The 17,405-nt window shown below is 54.8% G+C and carries 15 protein-coding genes; 8 read left to right on the top strand and 7 right to left on the bottom strand.

The window, feature by feature from the left end:
- Positions 1–50: 50 nt before the first annotated feature.
- Both GT409_RS06065 and GT409_RS06060 read left to right on the top strand, forming a co-directional pair.
- The gene (locus GT409_RS06065) at positions 51–452 is read left to right on the top strand and encodes a hypothetical protein (RefSeq protein ID WP_160627934.1); all 402 of its coding nucleotides are present in this window, start codon (positions 51–53) and stop codon (positions 450–452) included.
- A gap of 14 nt (positions 453–466) precedes the next feature.
- A complete protein-coding gene (locus GT409_RS06060; RefSeq protein ID WP_160627932.1) occupies positions 467–1,162 on the top strand; it encodes a hypothetical protein in 696 nt (231 codons plus the stop codon).
- Positions 1,163–1,236: 74 nt separating this feature from the next.
- On the opposite strand, the gene GT409_RS06055 is transcribed toward GT409_RS06060, so the two are convergent.
- From GT409_RS06055 to GT409_RS06030, 6 genes are all read right to left on the bottom strand, one after another.
- Positions 1,237–2,340 carry an aldo/keto reductase gene (locus GT409_RS06055; protein ID WP_160627930.1) on the bottom strand — a complete coding sequence of 368 codons (1,104 nt, stop codon included), beginning with the start codon at positions 2,338–2,340 and terminating at the stop codon, positions 1,237–1,239.
- A gap of 14 nt (positions 2,341–2,354) precedes the next feature.
- Positions 2,355–5,582 (bottom strand): DEAD/DEAH box helicase, encoded by a 3,228-nt coding sequence (locus GT409_RS06050; RefSeq protein ID WP_160627926.1) that lies wholly within the window; start codon positions 5,580–5,582, stop codon positions 2,355–2,357.
- Between the two features lie 248 nt (positions 5,583–5,830).
- Positions 5,831–6,988, bottom strand: coding sequence for an acyl-CoA dehydrogenase family protein (locus tag GT409_RS06045; RefSeq protein ID WP_160630067.1), 1,158 nt, complete (start codon positions 6,986–6,988; stop codon positions 5,831–5,833).
- Positions 6,989–7,016: 28 nt separating this feature from the next.
- The gene (gene trxB / locus GT409_RS06040; RefSeq protein WP_160627923.1) at positions 7,017–7,937 is read right to left on the bottom strand and encodes a thioredoxin-disulfide reductase; all 921 of its coding nucleotides are present in this window, start codon (positions 7,935–7,937) and stop codon (positions 7,017–7,019) included.
- A gap of 10 nt (positions 7,938–7,947) precedes the next feature.
- The gene (locus GT409_RS06035) at positions 7,948–8,946 is read right to left on the bottom strand and encodes an electron transfer flavoprotein subunit alpha/FixB family protein (protein WP_160627921.1); all 999 of its coding nucleotides are present in this window, start codon (positions 8,944–8,946) and stop codon (positions 7,948–7,950) included.
- A complete protein-coding gene (locus GT409_RS06030) occupies positions 8,943–9,728 on the bottom strand; it encodes an electron transfer flavoprotein subunit beta/FixA family protein (RefSeq protein WP_160627919.1) in 786 nt (261 codons plus the stop codon). Before GT409_RS06030 ends, GT409_RS06035 begins: the two co-directional genes overlap by 4 nt.
- 170 nt (positions 9,729–9,898) lie before the next feature.
- On the opposite strand from GT409_RS06030, the gene GT409_RS06025 reads away from it, so the two are divergent.
- Positions 9,899–10,504 (top strand): LPP20 family lipoprotein, encoded by a 606-nt coding sequence (locus GT409_RS06025; RefSeq protein ID WP_160627917.1) that lies wholly within the window; start codon positions 9,899–9,901, stop codon positions 10,502–10,504.
- A gap of 54 nt (positions 10,505–10,558) precedes the next feature.
- Entirely contained in the window at positions 10,559–11,080 is a 522-nt protein-coding gene (locus GT409_RS06020; RefSeq protein WP_160627915.1) for a phospholipase D-like domain-containing protein, read from the top strand.
- Positions 11,081–11,115: 35 nt separating this feature from the next.
- Here GT409_RS06020 and GT409_RS06015 read toward each other — a convergent pair whose 3' ends face one another.
- A complete protein-coding gene (locus GT409_RS06015; protein ID WP_160627913.1) occupies positions 11,116–11,283 on the bottom strand; it encodes a hypothetical protein in 168 nt (55 codons plus the stop codon).
- A 195-nt stretch (positions 11,284–11,478) separates the two neighbouring features.
- Between GT409_RS06015 and GT409_RS06010 the strand changes: the two genes are divergently transcribed.
- From GT409_RS06010 to GT409_RS05995, 4 genes are all read left to right on the top strand, one after another.
- On the top strand, positions 11,479–13,818 hold the full coding sequence (locus GT409_RS06010) for an MFS transporter (RefSeq protein WP_160627911.1): 2,340 nt from the start codon (positions 11,479–11,481) through the stop codon (positions 13,816–13,818).
- Between the two features lie 66 nt (positions 13,819–13,884).
- Positions 13,885–15,252, top strand: coding sequence for an MFS transporter (locus tag GT409_RS06005; RefSeq protein ID WP_160627909.1), 1,368 nt, complete (start codon positions 13,885–13,887; stop codon positions 15,250–15,252).
- 93 nt (positions 15,253–15,345) lie between these two features.
- Positions 15,346–15,945, top strand: coding sequence for a penicillin-binding protein activator LpoB (locus tag GT409_RS06000; protein ID WP_160627907.1), 600 nt, complete (start codon positions 15,346–15,348; stop codon positions 15,943–15,945).
- A 164-nt stretch (positions 15,946–16,109) separates the two neighbouring features.
- Positions 16,110–17,402, top strand: a complete 1,293-nt coding sequence (locus tag GT409_RS05995) for a hypothetical protein (protein ID WP_160627905.1) — start codon at positions 16,110–16,112, stop codon at positions 17,400–17,402.
- Positions 17,403–17,405 lie beyond the last annotated feature (3 nt).

Here is a 17,405-nt window from a genome sequence, read left to right as displayed (position 1 = left end):
GCAAGATACCAAAAATTCCGTTATGACTCCTCGTTCCCCGGAAATGGGTCATGAACCAAATTAAATTCCCGACCGCCGACGAAAACAAAGGACTGGGCACCGGCAAAACCGATTATGCCCTGCAGGCCGATTACATGTATGCCGCAGGAAAGCTGACCCCCATGGCTACACTCGGCTATAAGATCAAAGGCGATCCTTCCGGATATGATTTGAACAATGTGATTTACTGGTCCGTCGGCGCCGACTGGCGTTGTTCAGACACAACCCACATCGGCGCCTCACTGGATTACCAGCAGGCATCCACCGACGGCGTTGATGACCCACTGGAGGTATTCACATACCTCAACCATAAAACAGGCGATCAATGGAGCCTCTCTCCCTATCTGTATTTCGGGCTGAGTGACAGCAGTCCGGACCTGGGTGTGGGCCTCCAGTTTGTGTACAAACCATAGAAAAGGAGAGAACCATGAAAACCAAACGGTTTGCATATCTCATGACCGGGCTCGCTGGTTTGGCCGTATTCACGTCGGCTCTTTACGCAGAGGACCCGGCTCCGACGCTGAGCGTCGGCGAACAAAAAGTGCTGGATGACATCGCCGCGCAATTCAGCGGTTTCCTCGGCGACAATGCGGCAACATTGGTGGACGCTCTGCGTACAGGCGACTCCATCAGTTACGTTATAGAGGTGGAACAAACGGTTCTGGATGCCGATGGAAACCCGGTTCTGATCGAAATCACCAATCCGGATGGAACCGTCACTCAGGTTGAACAGACCGAACTGGTTGAACAAACCGTTATCGTTGAAAACACATCAGCACCGATGGGCATCGGAAATATCAAACTTGCGCTGGGGTTGGCGGAAGCCTCTCTGCCGGAAGACGCCAGTTATCAGGATATCGTAACGGCTCTGTATGACAGCGAAACCGGCAATGGAATTCTGGATATGCGTGCCAACGGCATGGGATGGGGAGACATCTACCACTCCTACGATCTGAAGGTCGGCGATGTGATGAGAAACGAAAAAGCCAAAGTCGTAACAGCGGAACGGGTCCAAAAGGTTGAAAAGGCTGAGAAACCGGAGAAACCCGAAAGAATTGAGAAGCCCGAAAAACCGGAGCGTCCGGACAAACCGGAAAAGCCCGAAAAGGCACATGGCCATTAAGCGACCCGCGATCAGAAAAAAGACAAAGGTTTCGCCCTCACCCGGACGAAACCTTTTTTCCAAACATTGGAAAACTATTCGGCTTGGGCAGCTTCGCGACCGGCGGCGGAAATCTCTTTAAGCCGCTCTATAATCGGCAGGTGCTGAGTGCAGGCGGCTTCGCAGGCGCCGCATTGAGTACAGGTCTCCGCCTCGTTCGCGGTCATCGACCAGTGCCACTTCAGGCGATTCGTGATGTGTTCCGGTTGCGGGCCGGCGAGAATTCGCATGTTGTAGGCATCCATCATGCGCGGGATACGGATACCCTGCGGACACGGCACACAATATCCGCAACCGGTACAGAACCCATCGAAGCGATCGGTAATCTGTTTTTTAAGTGCATCATGATGTGCTTCATCATGCGGAACAAAATTTTCTGTTACTGCAACCGAGGCATCAATCTCTTCTCTTGAGCCGAACCCGACCAGCGCAACGGTTACCGCAGAATTAGACAGGACAAAGCGCAGGCCTGCATGCACCACATCGGGATCGTTTTCCGCGCGAATGAAATCAAACCGCGCCGCATGCTGCGGGATCAGTCCCCCATTGAGCGGGTTCATTACCACAACCCCCATCTCATGCGCCGCCGCATCCGAAATCACCTGTTCGCGAAACGGAAAGTTCACGGCGTTGTAGCCCAGCGTGACGCCCTCAAAATTTTTCTCTGCAAACATGCCCGCGGCTTCGTCGCGCGTCATATGCGTGGAACAGACCACATGCTTCACCAGCCCTTCATCGCGGGCTTTCAGCAGTGCATCCACAGCTCCGCCCTTTTTGCGGCTCTCCCAGTCAGCCTGCGACTTCACACACCAGATATTGAAAAAATCGATGCAGTCTACGCCCAGCCGCTCCAGAGACCGTTCCAGGGACTTGCGCAGCTCTTCGCCATCCGGGCTTCCGCATTTCGTGGAGACAACAAATGATCCGGGTGCCATCTGCCGAAAGGCCGCGCCCATGATTTCTTCGCTCCTGTCATCGCAGTAGCCCGGTGCTGTGTCGAAATAGGTAATGCCTTTGCTGTGCGCGTACAGCACCAGTTCTGCATTTTTTTCGATATTTTCCGGCTGGGGAAACCGCATTCCCCCGAAACCGATTGCGGAAACCTCTTTCCCGGTTTTTCCATAGGTCCGGTAAATCATGAAACACCTCCTGCTTAAAGCGACAGCAGCTCCTGAACATCATCCCAGGAAAGTGACTGGGTAAAATCGCCCTCTTTTTCGAGGGTGGCGTCGATGACGCCTTTTTTGCGCTGCTGCATCTGGAGCACTTTTTCTTCAACCGAGTTCTTCGTGATCAGCTTGACGCTGTACACCGTGTTTTTCTGGCCAATACGATGGGCGCGGTCGGTTGCCTGATCCTCCACAGCCGGATTCCACCACGGGTCGTAGTGAATCACCATATCGGCACCGGTCAGGTTAAGGCCGGATCCGCCGGCTTTAAGACTGATGAGGAAAATCGGAATAGAGCGATCCGTATTGAACTGCTTTACAATCTCCTGCCGGTCCTTGGTGGCACCGTCGAGATAGCAGTATTTCATGCCGCGTTCTTCAAGTTCGCGCCGCAGGATTCCGAGCATAGATGTAAACTGGCTGAACACAAGAATGCGGTGGCGCGCATCAAGCGCTTCATTGACCAGCTCAAAGAACAGCTCCATTTTCGCGGAAGGATATTCACTGTTCAGGTTTTCCAGCTTCAGCAACTCTAGATGGCAGCAGGTCTGACGTAAACGCAGCAGGGTTTTCAAAATCTGCATGCGCGATTTATTGAAGCCCTGCGCCTCAACCATGTCGTTGATTTTGCGCTTCGCGTTTTCGAGCAGCTGCTTGTAGACCATGTGCTGATCTTTGCTGAGAGTGCAGTGCGCCACGCGCTGAATTTTTTCCGGCAGATCCTTGGCCACTTCACGTTTCAGGCGCCGCATCAGAAACGGGTTCAGTTTGCGCCGCAGTTTAATCTGCGCGAGTTCCGCATCGGGACCGCCCCTGCTGATCGGCAGTTCATAGTGTTCCCTGAACGCCTTGTGATTACTGAGATAGCCGGGCATCAGGAAGTCCATGATCGACCAAAGGTCCGCCACGCTGTTTTCAATCGGCGTACCGGTGAGAACCAGTTTATGAACAGCGCGAATCTTTTTAGCCGACTTTGCATTGCGGGTTGTGCGGTTTTTAATGTGCTGCGCCTCGTCGAGCACAGCAACCGAAAACTCGTGCTCGAGATATTTATCGAGATCACGGCGCAACAGCGCATACGAGGTGACAATCAGGTCGCTTTCGCTGATTTTATCCCAGCTATCATGCCGGTCGGCGCCGTGTATTTTCAACACGCGCAGGTTCGGCGTAAATTTCTCAGCCTCGTCGCCCCAGTTATCCACCAGGCTGGTCGGACACACAATCAGAGACGGCTTGCCGCGCGCGGATTCGTCATTCCGTTCCATCTGAAGCCACGTCAGCGTCTGCAGCGTCTTTCCCAGCCCCATTTCGTCCGCCAGAATTCCGGAAAATCCGCTGCGCTCAAGGAAACGAAGCCAATACACCCCTTCCTTCTGGTAGGAACGCAACACCTGATCGAGTTTACCCAGTGATTCCGCTTGCACCGTTTCTGTCCGGTTCTGGGCCTGCGCCTTTTTCATCCAGTCCGGCGCGGCCTCCACGTCCACGCCGTCGAGCGCATTCAACGACGACTGAACATAAGCGGCATAGATGTCGTTCATGCGGAATTTACCGGCACCCGAGCCTTCGCCGAAGGCGCAGTCGTCGAATACTTCACGGGCGGTTTCAATCGCATCGATGTCGAGCAGAACCGTGCGGCCGTTCTTTTCGATGAACGCCTCGCCCATATTGAGCGCGCGCTGAATCTCAGCATCGGTCAGGCTCTGCCCGCCGGTGTTTTCATATTCATAGCCGACTTCAAAAAATCCTTCGTCTGCAGATTCGTTGACGTGAATGACCGTCGTGGCGAAATCCACGTCATCCATAAACGGCGCGACTCGACCTTCGAGCTCAACACGCCAGCCATAGCGGCGCAGCTTCGGAACGCTGCCGCCCAGGAAGTTCAGCACATCGCGCGGGCCGACGATCGACGTCAGCAGGTCGCCGCGATGGCCGCGGAATCCGGTCGGCGCCAGTTTTTCAAGCGCCTGTTTTTCGGCGTCCATATTTCGAACGCGGTAGCCAAGCAGGTCATCGGGATCGGGAATCGCAAAATGGCCGGAGCTTTCTTCGCGGGCGGCACGCAGAACCACGTCTCCATATTCCGCATACAGTTTGGCGGAAAGCGAAGCACGGCTGCCGCTGACAACCAGCCGGAAGCGCGGCGTCGCCGGTTCCAGAGAAAACAGATCTGGATAAATGCGCGTTTCCACATGAATGGCTTCGCGAAGCTGCGGGAACTCTTTTTCCATGAACGCCGGCACCGCCGTCCGCGGCACCCGCACTTCATTTTTATAAATAGCGCGCATCGGCCCGGGAAGCAGCTGTTCGAGCTGCGTAAACTGGTGGTCCGCATACATCCATCCGGTACGGCCGCCGGCGATATAAAGCGGAGTTTCAGCGCATGCATTATCACGGGGACGAATCGAAAGAACCAGCTCGCCGGTTTCCTCATCGAGGATCATGCGGATGTAGGTGTGGATAATGCCCGCCGTTACCTTCAGATCGCTTTCGTTTCCGCCTACATGAAGCGGATGACCGCGATGCAGTCGCAGAATATTGATGAAATCGTCGGCACTGATCGTAATCTTGCCTTTGGCTGGGCCCTCCGCAATATCCTCCAGCACAAACAGCAGGTTTTCATCGCGCTTGTTAAACGCCAGCGGCAGATCCTTCGGCACTTCATTCAGCGACACCTTTTTGCCCTGATATTCCGCAGCACAGCGCAGTGTGACTTCGTTGTCTTCGCGGGCCTGATCGCGCCAGCTCTGCTTCAGAGTAATATGAATCGTGGCTGGAATTCCATCCGGATGGCTTTCCGGAACACGCCTGATGTACTGCGACTCATCCATCTGCTCCTGTCGCTGCGCGCGGCGCTTTTCCTTCTCGGCCTTTGCCTCGCGATTCGGATCGCTGTAAAGCCGGATGGCCTCAAGCCCAAGCGCAACCAAATGGGCACAAATCAGTCCTTTTTCCTGATTATCCCGACACGGGCAGTGGTTCTCAACAAATCCGTCACTGAGCAACTCAAACTTTGAACGCATTCCGCGAATCCCAACCGCCAGCTGGCCGGAAATAAACGGATGCTCGTACTCCACCTTTTCAACCACACCGCGCTCGAACAGAAGCTTTCCGTCACGAAAAGCCTTCCACCCTGCCCAGTCCTTCAAAATCTTCTGTGTAAACGGTAGCGCCATAGCCTGACTTCCAATCGTTGGAAAAATAGAGTCCATTTTTTCCAATGATTGGAAAAAGGCGAGCCCTTTTTTCCAAAATATGAGAAAAATTGTCGCAAACCGCGTTCATCCACCGACAATGAGCGGATATCAGCCCTCCCGCTCCACATCTTTCAGGGCCTATTCCGCAAAAAAGCCCGGCCGAAATGACCGGGCTTCAGCGTTTCCAACCCTGTAAAAAGCTGGATGCAGACTCCGCCTGCTTTCCAGGGGCTGGAAACCTTTATGTGCGTCGATGCAGTCGACTATTTTTTGGAGGCGTACTCTTTGATGAGCGCCGCGCCGACGATGTCGCGCTGGATCTGGTTGGTGCCTTCGTAGATCTGGAGGATCTTGGCGTCGCGCATCATTTTTTCAGCCGGGTATTCTTTCATGAATCCGTATCCGCCGAGGACCTGAACCGCATCGGTGGTTACCTGCATGGCAACGTCGCCGGCGTAGTATTTGCACATGGCCGAAATTTTGGAGACGTCTTTGACGCCGCTTTCGAGCGTGCGGCAGGCGGCGTAGGTGATGGCGCGGGCCGTTTCAACCTTGGTGGCCATGTCGGCGAGCATCCACTGAAGACCCTGGTTGGCGATGATCGGCTTGCCGAACTGCTCGCGAACTTTGGCGTAGCGGACGGCTTCGTCGAGTGCACCCTGAGCCAGGCCGACGCCCTGCGAGGCGATGCCCGGACGGGAAACGTCAAATGTTTTCATGGCGAGCAGGAAGCCCATGCCTTCGCGGCCGATGAGGTTTTCAGCAGGAACTTCGCAGTCCTGGAAAATGAGCTCGCGGGTGGCAGAAGCGCGGATCCCGAGCTTGTCTTCTTTTTTGCCAAAAGTGAAACCGGGGGTGTCCTTTTCAACGATGAAGCAGGATACGCCGCGAGCGCCTTTGGATTTGTTGGTGATAGCAAACACGGTGTAGGTATCCGCTTCGCCGCCGTTGGTGATCCACTGTTTGGTTCCGTTGAGGATGTATTTGTCGCCTTTTTTAACAGCAGTGGTCTGGATGCCGCCGGCGTCGGATCCGGCGTTCGGCTCGGTGAGACCGAAAGCGGCCCATTTTTCACCGGTAGCCAGCGGAGACAGATATTTTTTCTTCTGCTCTTCGGAACCGCCGATGATGATCGGGTCGGCGCCGAGGGCGTTTGCCGCAAAAGAAACAGACACCCCGATGCAGTATTTACTGAGGGTTTCGATCGCCACACAGAATCCGAGGTGGCCGAATTCCATCCCGCCGTAAGCTTCGTCAATATAGAGACCCATCATGTCCATCTGGGCGAGCTCTTTGAGAATGTCGGTCGGGAAGATCCCTTTTTCGTCCAGTTCCGCACGTACCGGAATAATGCGCTCGCGTCCGAATTCATCGAGCATGTTGCGCACTTCAATCTGCTCTTCGGTCAGTCCATAATTAATTTCCGACATGTTTTATTCTCCTTGGGGGTTACTCCATATTTCCTAAGTAGCGTTCGGCCTCCAGCGCGGCGGCGCAGCCCGTGCCGGCAGCGGTGACGGCCTGGCGATACACAGCATCGGCGACGTCGCCGGCAGCATAAACACCTTCTGTTTTTGTTTTAACGCCTTCAGCAATCAGGTAGCCCTGTTCGTTCATTTCAAGCTGTCCTTTAAAGGCGTCTGTGTTGGGTTTGTGGCCGATGGCGACAAACAGTCCATGTACCGGCAGTTCCGAGATTTCGTCGGTTTTGACATTACGGATTTTCAGGCCGGTCACTTCGTTTTTTTCAACATCCATAACCTCTTCAACCACCGAATCCCACAGCACTTCGATTTTCTCATGAGCCAATGCTCGATCCGCCATGATTTTAGAAGCGCGAAATTCGTCGCGACGATGGAGGATGGTGACTTTCGATGCAAAGCGGGTCAGGAACAGGGCTTCCTCCAGCGCGGTATCGCCGCCGCCGACAACGGCAATGGGCACATCGCGATAGAACGCCCCATCGCAGGTGGCACAGCCGGAAACACCGCGGCCGATCAGCTTCTGTTCGGATTCGATGCCGAGATAACGGGCGGAAGCGCCGGTGGCAATAATCACCGTCTGCGCTTCCAGTTCTTCGCCGCCGCTGAGCCGGACCGTTTTCCGATCCTTGGAAAAATCGGCTTCCACCACTTCGCCGGAAATAAATTTTGCACCGAAGCGTTCGGCCTGCTGGCGCATCTGCATCATCAGCGTGTTGCCGTCAACGCCTTCCGGAAATCCCGGAAAGTTTTCGATGTCCGTCGTCTGCGTCAGCTGACCGCCGGGCTCGAAGCCTTCAATCACCACCGGTTCGAGATTGGCGCGCGCCGTGTAAATTGCAGCGGTGTATCCCGCCGGTCCTGTTCCAATGATGATGGTCTTTTCCATGAGAGCCCTCCTAGCTCTTCAGTGCAGTAATCTGTTTGTTAAGTTCCGGAACAACCTGATGCAGGTCACCGACGAGGCCGAAATCAGCGACGTCAAAGATCGGAGCATCGGGATCTTTGTTGATTGCGATGATGAGGTCGGCGCTCTGCATACCGGCCAGGTGCTGGATCGCGCCGGAAATTCCGCAGGCAACATAAATCAGTGGACAGACGGTTTTGCCGGTCTGACCAACCTGATGGTGATGGGAAATCCATCCGGCATCCACAGTGGCGCGCGATGCGCCGACCGCTCCGCCAAGGGTATTGGCAAGGCTTTCGATGATGTCGAAGTTTTTGGGGTCACCGATTCCGCGTCCTCCGGAAACGATGAAGTCCGCGGCTTTGAGGTCAACGGTGTTCACTTGTTCGACGACGCTTTCTACGCGTTTCATGCGCTCGCGCACTCCGGAAAGATCGACGGAAAGATCGATCACTTCCCCGGTTTCGCTTTCACCGACCTTTTCTTTTTTGAAGACGTTGGAGCGGACGGTGGACATCTGCGGACGATGATCCGGGCAGATGATGGTCGCCATGATGTTGCCGCCGAAAGCCGGACGGGTCTGGAGCAGGATGTTGCGCTCGGTGTCGAAGTCCAGCTCGGTGCAGTCGGCGGTGAGGCCGGCCCATCCCATTACAGCGACGGTCGGAGCGAGGCTGCGGCCGATGGTGGTGGCTCCGTAGAGTACAATTTCCGGCTCTTCAGATTTGAGCAGCGTATCGACCACTTTGGCAACATAATCATTCTGATAGATGTCCAGTTTGGGGTCTTCGACGTTGTAAACTTTCTGAGCGCCGTAGTTGAACAGCTCCTGATGCATCGGCTTTCCGTCGGCGGAAGCCAGCAGTGCACAAAGCGTGTAACCCGATTTTTCGGCCAGCTTGCGCCCTTCGGAGAGAAGTTCGAACACGACTCCGGCCAGCTTGCCGTTTTCCTGTTCCGCATATACCCAGATTTCTTTTTTGGTGCTCATATGACTTTCTTCTCCCGCAGTTTGAAAATGAGTTCCTTGACCATGTCTTCCGGTTCGCCGGACAGGATTTCCTTGTTCAGTTTCACCGGCGGAGCAAAGACCTTGTTCACTTTGGTCGGAGAACCGTTGAGACCGATTTTGGTTTCATCGGGATTGAGCTCATCAAAGCCCCAGCAGGGAATTTCGGCTTTTTTGGCGGCCAGTTTTTTGCGCAGGTTCGGCATACGCAGCTCGTTGGCTTCTTTGACAACCGTCAGCGCCGCCGGTTTTTCAACTTCCCAGACATTGTATCCGTGATCGGTGACCTGCTGTACTTTGAAGCCATCGTCGATGACTTCGCATGATTTGGCATAGGTGATCATCGGGATATCGCAGAAATGCGCCACGCCCGGGCCCACCTGCGCGGTGTCTCCGTCGATCGCCTGTTTACCGAACAGAATCAGGTCCGGCTGCTCATCCAGTTTTTTAATCGCTAGAGAAATGGTGTAGGAGGTGGCCCAGGTGTCTGCACCGCCGAATTTGCGGTCGGAGATCAGGATGGCATCATCGGCGCCCAGCGACAGCGCTGTGCGCAGTGCTTCTTCGGCCTGTGGCGGTCCCATGGAGATCACCGTGACTTTTCCGCCATGAGCATCCTTGAGCTGCAACGCCATTTCCAGGGCATTTTCGTCAAAGGGGTTGATAATACTTGGTACACCGGCGCGGTTGAGACGGTTTGTCTCGCGGTCAATTGTGACCTTATCCGAATCGGGCACCTGCTTGATGCAGACCACTATGTTCATAAACCTTCCTTTCAACTGGATAAAGAAGTTGATGTTATAATGATCCAGCGCAGCCTTCTCAAGCTGAAAGCCCCTATTTATCGGTTGCCCGCCACCGGTAAATGGTCTATTTTCAACCTGTTGAGACCGCTGATGCGACTTAACGAAAAACATGTAAGGAGTCTTCTCTTATGAAAAAAGCGCTGTTCTTTATCGAAAGTATTCTGACTGCAGTCCTGTTCGCCGGTTGCGCATCGACCCCCGACACTCCGGAACAGCACAGCATTGAAAACGCCAGAGAGCATAAATCGCTGTTTGATGATTTCCAGAAACAGTCCGCCAAAATTGTGGAATCCGGCGGAATCGCCGCAGTCGGCATTGCGGAATCGCGCAGTCTCGAAATAGCTTTAAGCAAAGCAAAAATGAACGCCCGGCGCGAACTGGCCCAGATGCTGGAAACCAAAATTGAATCCCTCCAGAAGAGCTTCACGGAAGAAACCGGTCTGGCCGCAGACGCCGAAATCCTGTCACAGTTCAGCAGCACCGCAAAATCCATCACCAGCCAGCAGATTCGCGGCAGCGCAGCCAAAGAACTGAAATATGAAGCCGGCAGCGAAACCATTACCGCCTGCGCACTGATGGAGCTCAATCCGAAAATCATCCTCGACCAGTTTGAAAAGGAAGAACAGCTCTACACCCGCTTCCGCGCCTCCAAGGCCTATGAGGAACTCGACAAGGAAATCAAGGAATACGAGGCCTACAAAAAAGAGCAGCAGGGCCTGTTTTCGGCACAATAATTCATTCCCGATTTTTTACAAACCGCCCTTTTCCATGGGCGGTTTTTCTTTGCCATGGAAACCGCCTATATTGCCAACGAAGCGCATTACGATGCCGTTTTGTGTAAAGCGCTCGATGCCCGGCGCACGCTGTGGATCGGCACCGCCGACCTCAAAGACCTTCACGTCAAAACCGGCGGCAGCTCCGTTCCATTCCTGCAGGCACTCGCGGAGCGGATTGAGGGCGGCCTCGAAGTCCGGCTGATTCATGCCAAAGAGCCCGGCCCGCGCTTTCGGGAAGACTTTGATCGCTTTCCGGCGCTGGCCACGCACCTTGAGCGAATATTCTGCCCGCGCGTGCACTTCAAACTGATCATTATCGATTGCAAAACGGCCTACATCGGCTCCGCCAACCTCACCGGAGCCGGACTCGGAATGAAAAGCCCGCGTCGCCGTAATTTTGAAGCGGGCGTGTTAACCGACGATCCCGCATTGGTGGAGCAGGCGGTTCAGCAGTTCGACGATCTGTGGATTGGAACACCCTGCCAGACCTGCGGCCGCACCGAGTATTGCACAGACCGCATTGAAGGCGACTGATTTCCAGAGGCTGGAAAAAGACAACATCTGTTCGCTCAGGGATTTTTAAAATCCTTGTCCCAAATCCAGATCAGCTTGGTTTTTTTGACGGTATTGGGGCGTCCGCCCTCGTTCAATCCGGTCGGCTCCGTAATCGTCCGGCTGACGCAGGAACAGCAAAGAAGCAGGAGAACCGCCAGACCAAACATGCTTTTTAAACTCATTTTTCTTCCTTTCGCATTCACACTTAGAGAGAAGACAGCCCGAAGACCGAGACGGTCAATATCTGAATGAACCGGCACTGCAATTAAAAAACAGGATCCAGTAAAAACACGTAAAGGTCCACTCTTCTCGCAGGCTTTTCCAATGTTTGGAAAACAAGGGTTGCATTTCCCAACCGGCAGGGTATGTAAACGAAAATGACAACCCGCTCCCTTTCTCCCAAACAGATTCGCCGCGGACTCGCTTTCTCGGTGCTGTCCAGCACGCTCGGCATGGTATGGGTCGCCGCCGTACTCAATATCCCGATGGCACTGTACCTCGAAGCGCTCGGCGCGGGCGGTCTGGCAATCGGCCTGCTGGCCATGCTGCCGCAGATCGCCATGATGGTGCAGATCCCCTCCACATTCTTCGTCGAGAAACGTACATCCCGAAAAGGCGTCTGGTTTGTCTGCGCCCTGTTTTCGCGCCTGATCTATATTTTTCCCGTGCTGGCGGCCTTTCTTCCGCCGGAACACCGTGCATTCGGCATTCCGATCCTGCTGACAACGGCGGGTGCGGGTTTCTTTGTCGGGCAGATCGCGGTGACGCCATGGCTGAGCTGGATGGCCGATCTGGTTCCGGAAAATAAACGCGGAGCTTTCTGGGGAAAACGCCAGGGAGTCACCACCATTTCCTTCCTGATTGCGCTGGCCGGAGCCGGATGGGTTCTCGACCGCTTCCCGGAAGGCAATCTGACCGGATTCGGAGTTGTTTTCGCCATTGCCACCGTTTTCGGATGCGCCGATATTCTTCTGCACGTACTGGTCCCCGAGCCGGTCCAGGTTCCGATTGAACGCTCAACGCCGCCGCTCCAACGGGTACTGGCCCCGCTGCGCGACCGGAATTTCCGATATTTCACCGCCGCCATGGCGGTCTGGGGATTCGGACTGGCGATGATCGGTCAGTTCGGCAATGTCTACCTCAAGCAGGTCTTCGATATGCCCTACTCCCAGATCTCGAATATTCAGATCTTCGCGTCTGCAGGCAGCATTCTGGCCTCATTTGTCGCCGCGTTTCTGATGGATCGCATGGGACCGCGCGTTTACGCCGCGCTGATGGCACTCACCGTTCCGCTGTGCCATTTCGTCTGGCTGTTTATTACTCCCGGCACCACGCTTTTCGGCCTGCCGCAGCCGGCAGTTCTTCTGTGCATCACCAGCGCGCTCTCCGGAGGAATTGTGGCCGGCGTCATCATCGCACAGCTCAATCTCGCCTCGCTTCTGACTCCTTCCGCCGGACGCACCATGGCCATGGCCGTTCACTGGTCCATCGTTGGCGTCATTTCCGCCGCCGGACCGCTGCTCGGGGGAGCCATTATGGACTGGTTCACCGCCCATCCATCAAGCCTGCAGCTGCCGAGCGGCATGCCGTTTTCCTATATCCACGCCATTCTGCTGCTTCATCTGCTGATTACCTGGATGATCGCCCTGCCGCTGTTTATCAGCATCCGAACCGCCAGCCGCGACATCGGCGTCAGCCGCGCCGTTAAAAACGTCGTACTCGCCAATCCGCTGCGAGTCGTTCGCGATATCTACAACATCCATATCTCCATGGCCTCCGTGCCGCGCCACCGCAAAGCCCAGGCCGTTCAGGAACTCGGCAAAACACGCTCGCCGATGGTCAACGCCGACCTCGCGGCCCTGCTGGAAGACCCCTCCGCGGATGTCCGCGAGGAAGCGGTCTCCGCACTTGGAGAAATCGGTGACAATGAAGCACTCGATATTCTGCTGCAGACACTCGAAGACCCGGCTCACGCCGATCTCGCCCCGCAGATTGCCCGCGCCCTGCGCCGCATCCGCAGCCCGAAAAGCGTTGATGCCCTCACCCGGCAGCTCGACAGCGATGACCGCGAAACCAAAGCCGAATCTGTCCGCGCCCTCGGGGAAATCGCCGATACCCGCGCCAAGGAGCCTCTGCTCAAAGTGCTTCGCGAAGAACAGGACGAAAAGCTTATCAGCCACTCCAGCGAAGCGCTGGCCCGCATGAATGAACAGGTTGCGGTTTACGAAATTTTCCCGCGCATGCGACACACCAAAAACCGTGTGCTTCGCCGTTCCCTCGCCACCACACTCGGCTCTTTTTTCGGCGAGCCCAACACATTTTACCTGCTCTTCAGCAAAGAGCTGCAGAATCCCGGCTCCGAAATCGACCGGCTCTATAAAAAAGTGATGCGAAACGCGGGACAAAGCCGGCGGAACAAAGCCAAAGCTGCGGAACAGCTCGCTATTCTGCAGCCTGCCTACGAAGAAGGAACCTGCGCGGAGTGCACCGGCCCCCTGCTCACTCTTGCGCAGCAGACTGCCCGCAAAGATTTTGGAAGCGACACCTCAGAAACCGTCAGTCCGCAGAACTGGACCGCGGGTCTGATTCTCTGGATTATCGAGCACCTCCACGAGGCCCGCGAAACCGACCTGCGCCCTGTCGAAATCCTGCTCGGCCTCTACGTGCTCACCTGCTGGCCGGAAAAACGCACGGACGTTCCAAAGGCTGAAAACTGAGATCTTCATCACAACTCGCGGTTTCCAAACATTGAAAACAGGGTTGCATTCCGAACTCAGAAGGGTATGACACCCCGGACAGATGCTTCAAAGTATCTGTTTATTTTTATCATGAAAGCCCGCTTCAACTCTGTTCCATTTAATCCGAAACGCTGGCCGTTTTTCTACGGCTGGAACATCCTGCTGTGGGGAATTGTCGGAATTCTTCTCAGTGCACCGGGCCAAACCACCGGCGTTTCCGCGTTCACAGAACCGCTGCTGGGAGCGCTGGGAATCTCCCGACTCCAGCTCAGCACCGCTTATATGATCGGAACGATCTGCAGCGCGATGATTCTGACCCCGGCCGGAAAACTTTACGACCGCATCGGTTCGCGCTGGATGGCGGCAGCATCCTGTCTGATGCTCGGGATCGTACTGTGGATTTTGAGCTCGGCCGATCACATTGGGCAGGCCGTTTCACGATTTCTTCCCTCTTCCGCAGCGATGATCGCCACGATGAGCCTGCTCTTTTTCCTGCTTCGTTTCAGCGGACAGGGCCTTTTGACGCTCAGTTCGCGCAATATGGTGATGAAGTGGTTCAACCGGCACCGCGGACTTGCAAGCGGAATCAGCGGCGTGGCGGTTGGCTACGGTTTCGCAAATACCCCCCAGCTTCTTCACAAATGGATTGAGCATACAGGCTGGTCGAGTGTCTGGCTGACCATGGGCGTGATCTGGATTTTTGCCTGCACGCCGCTGATTCTGATTTTTTTCCGCGACAATCCAGAGGACTGCGGCCTCCTTCCGGACGGAAGCATCAAGGAAGTTTCGACCCGGCAGCAGAAGAAAGCTCCCCGATCCATGTCCTTACCGGAAGCCCGAAAAACATTGGTTTTCTGGGTCTTCAGTCTCTCGCTGGCGCTGCAGTCGCTGTACATTACTGCCGTGACGTTTCATATCGAATCGATCTTCACCGAAGCGGGCCTCGAAGGTGCGCACGGATTCAGCATCTTTCCGTCCGCCGCTCTCATCAGCATTGTCATCACATTGCTGGGCGGATGGCTGAGCGATCATCTCGCGCTGCGCTGGTTTTACATTCTGTTCCTGTTTTCCATGAGCGGGTCGATGACCAGTCTGCTCCTGCTGAGTCCGGCCGCCATTCCGTTTCTGATTGCTTCGTTCGGCATTACCGGCGGATTGTTCGGCCTGCTGATGAGCATTACCTGGCCAAAATATTTTGGACGGAAACATCTGGGGGCCATCAGCGGACTGAATATGGCGATGATGGTCTTCGGCAGCGCGATCGGCCCAATGATGCTGAGCCTTTCGCTGAAGTTTTCCGGCAGCTACCAGATTGCCCTGCTGGTATGCCTGGTCGCTACGCTGCTGCTGCTTGCCGCCTCATTCAAAGCTCACCCGCCGTGGCAACGCGAAATCCCACCCATTGGAAAATAGTGCATCGGTCCAGCTGATGACTTCCAATCACTGGAAACATTGCGTCTACTTCTGTTTTTGCGTAGGCTGTTTCGCAAGTAAAAGGAGAGTCTTATGAAACAACTGCTTCGTTTTGCCATTCTGATTTCCATGACTATCGGGTTTGCCGGATGCGCCACCAGGGTCGACCGTATTTCGGTGGATGAAACCATTGATCTCAGCGGGCGCTGGAACGATTCAGACTCCCGGCTTGTGTCCGAACAGATGATTGCCGATGTTTTCGCCCATCCGTGGGCCGATGAATACACCGCGAAATATGGTAAAAAGCCGGTGGTGATTGTTGGAACGGTTCGCAACCTGACTTCTGAACATCTTGAAACCGGCGTCTTCATCAAAGATCTGGAACGGGAACTGGTAAACAGCGGCAAGGTTAAGTTTGTCGCCAGCTCCGACGAGCGCGGCGAGCTTCGGCGCGAGCGGGTCGAACAGCAGCAGTTTTCCACGGAAGAAACCGCCAAGCGCCTCGCTGCCGAAACCGGAGCGGACTACATGTTGAAGGGAAGCATCAAAACCCAGATCGATTCCGAAGGCCGCGAGCAGGTAAAGTTCTATCAAACGGATCTGGAGCTGATTCACATCGAGAGCAACGAAAAAATCTGGATGGGCACCAAGAAGATCAAAAAGTTTGTCAAAAAGCCGCGGTTTAAAATTTAAACAGCCAAAACCAGATGCTTTTTTTTGACAGGACAACTGGATCAACAGGGCGAGCCCGCCATCCTGTTAGCCTGTCTAAATGTTTTCTGATCTCATCCTTTTTTCTTTTCTGCTCCTGCGGAACGCTGTGGACCATCAAAACGCAGTATACGGGCACAGACGAAATGCTCGCGAGGGGCGATTTTTCAGCCGCTCAAACGCAGATTGAAAACAGCCGGTTCACGCACTACCAAAGCAAAGACCGGGCGCTGTACCATCTGGACCTCGGAATGCTGCAGCACTATCTTGGCGATTACAAAGCCAGCAACGATTCCCTGGAAAAGGCCGAACAGGCCATGGATGCGGCATTCACAAAAAGTGTCACACGCGCTGCCGCATCCATGATGCTGAACGATAATGTGCTCGAATATGCCGGTGAAGATTATGAAACCGTTTATGTAAATGTTTTCAAGGCGCTGAACTATCTGGCACTCAATCAGTTCGACCCTGCATTTGTGGAAATCCGACGCATGGATGAAAAACTGAAAGTGCTCGAAAGCCGCTACTGGAAAGTGGCGCAGGAGTATGAGGAAGCCGGCGCGCTCGAAGAGCCGTTCACCGTCGGAAAAAACCGGTTTCGCAATTCAGCGATGGGCCGCTGGCTGAGCCTGCTGATCTACCGGGCGGAAGGCCGCCCGGATGAAGCAGAAATTGACCTTAAAAAAATCGCCCAGGCACGGGCCCTGGCTCCGGAAATCTACAATTTCAGCGGGCCGGACCTCTCAGATGCGCTGAAAGTTCCTTCAGGCGGAACGGTTAAGGTTTCTTTGCTGGGGCTGATTGGCCAGTCGCCGGAGAAACGAGCCGATACGCTGTGGATCCATACCCAGCAGAATCAGATTTTCATTGCGGGCTCCCGGGAACGTCGTTATGGAGGGCAAAGCTTCGGTGGAGCAAACACCCTCTTCTGGCCCGGGATCGAGCCCGGCTATACGTTTAAATTTCAATTGCCGACTCTGGTTAAGCGCGGATCACATGTCGGATCGATCCGGGTAAAAATCGACGGCAAGCAGGGCCCGACACTGATGCCGATCGAAAGCCTCGAAAATGCCGCCGAAGCCACGTTTGAAATCCGCAAGCCCCTGACTTATCTGAAAACCATCACACGAACAGTCACCAAAGGCATCGCTGCAGCTCAGTCACAGAGAGCAGCAGAAGAACAGTGGGGTGAGCTTTACGGCCTGTTTACAGGGTTGCTGGCCGGCGCCGGAGTCGGTGTGACCGAACATGCCGACCTTCGCATTTCCAGATTTTTTCCAGCGCGCGCCTGCGTGGCGGAAACAGAACTGACTCCCGGCATGCATCGAATTGAATTTGAGTATGTTTCATCCGGCGGTATGCTTCTGCACAGCGATGTTCGCACGGTGAACATTGATACATCGGGACTGAACCTGATTGAGTCATTTTATTTAAACTGAAAG

Source organism: Tichowtungia aerotolerans (genome assembly GCF_009905215.1).
In the GTDB taxonomy this organism is placed as follows: domain Bacteria; phylum Verrucomicrobiota; class Kiritimatiellia; order Kiritimatiellales; family Tichowtungiaceae; genus Tichowtungia; species Tichowtungia aerotolerans.
This window is presented reverse-complemented; position numbering and strand designations above follow the sequence as displayed.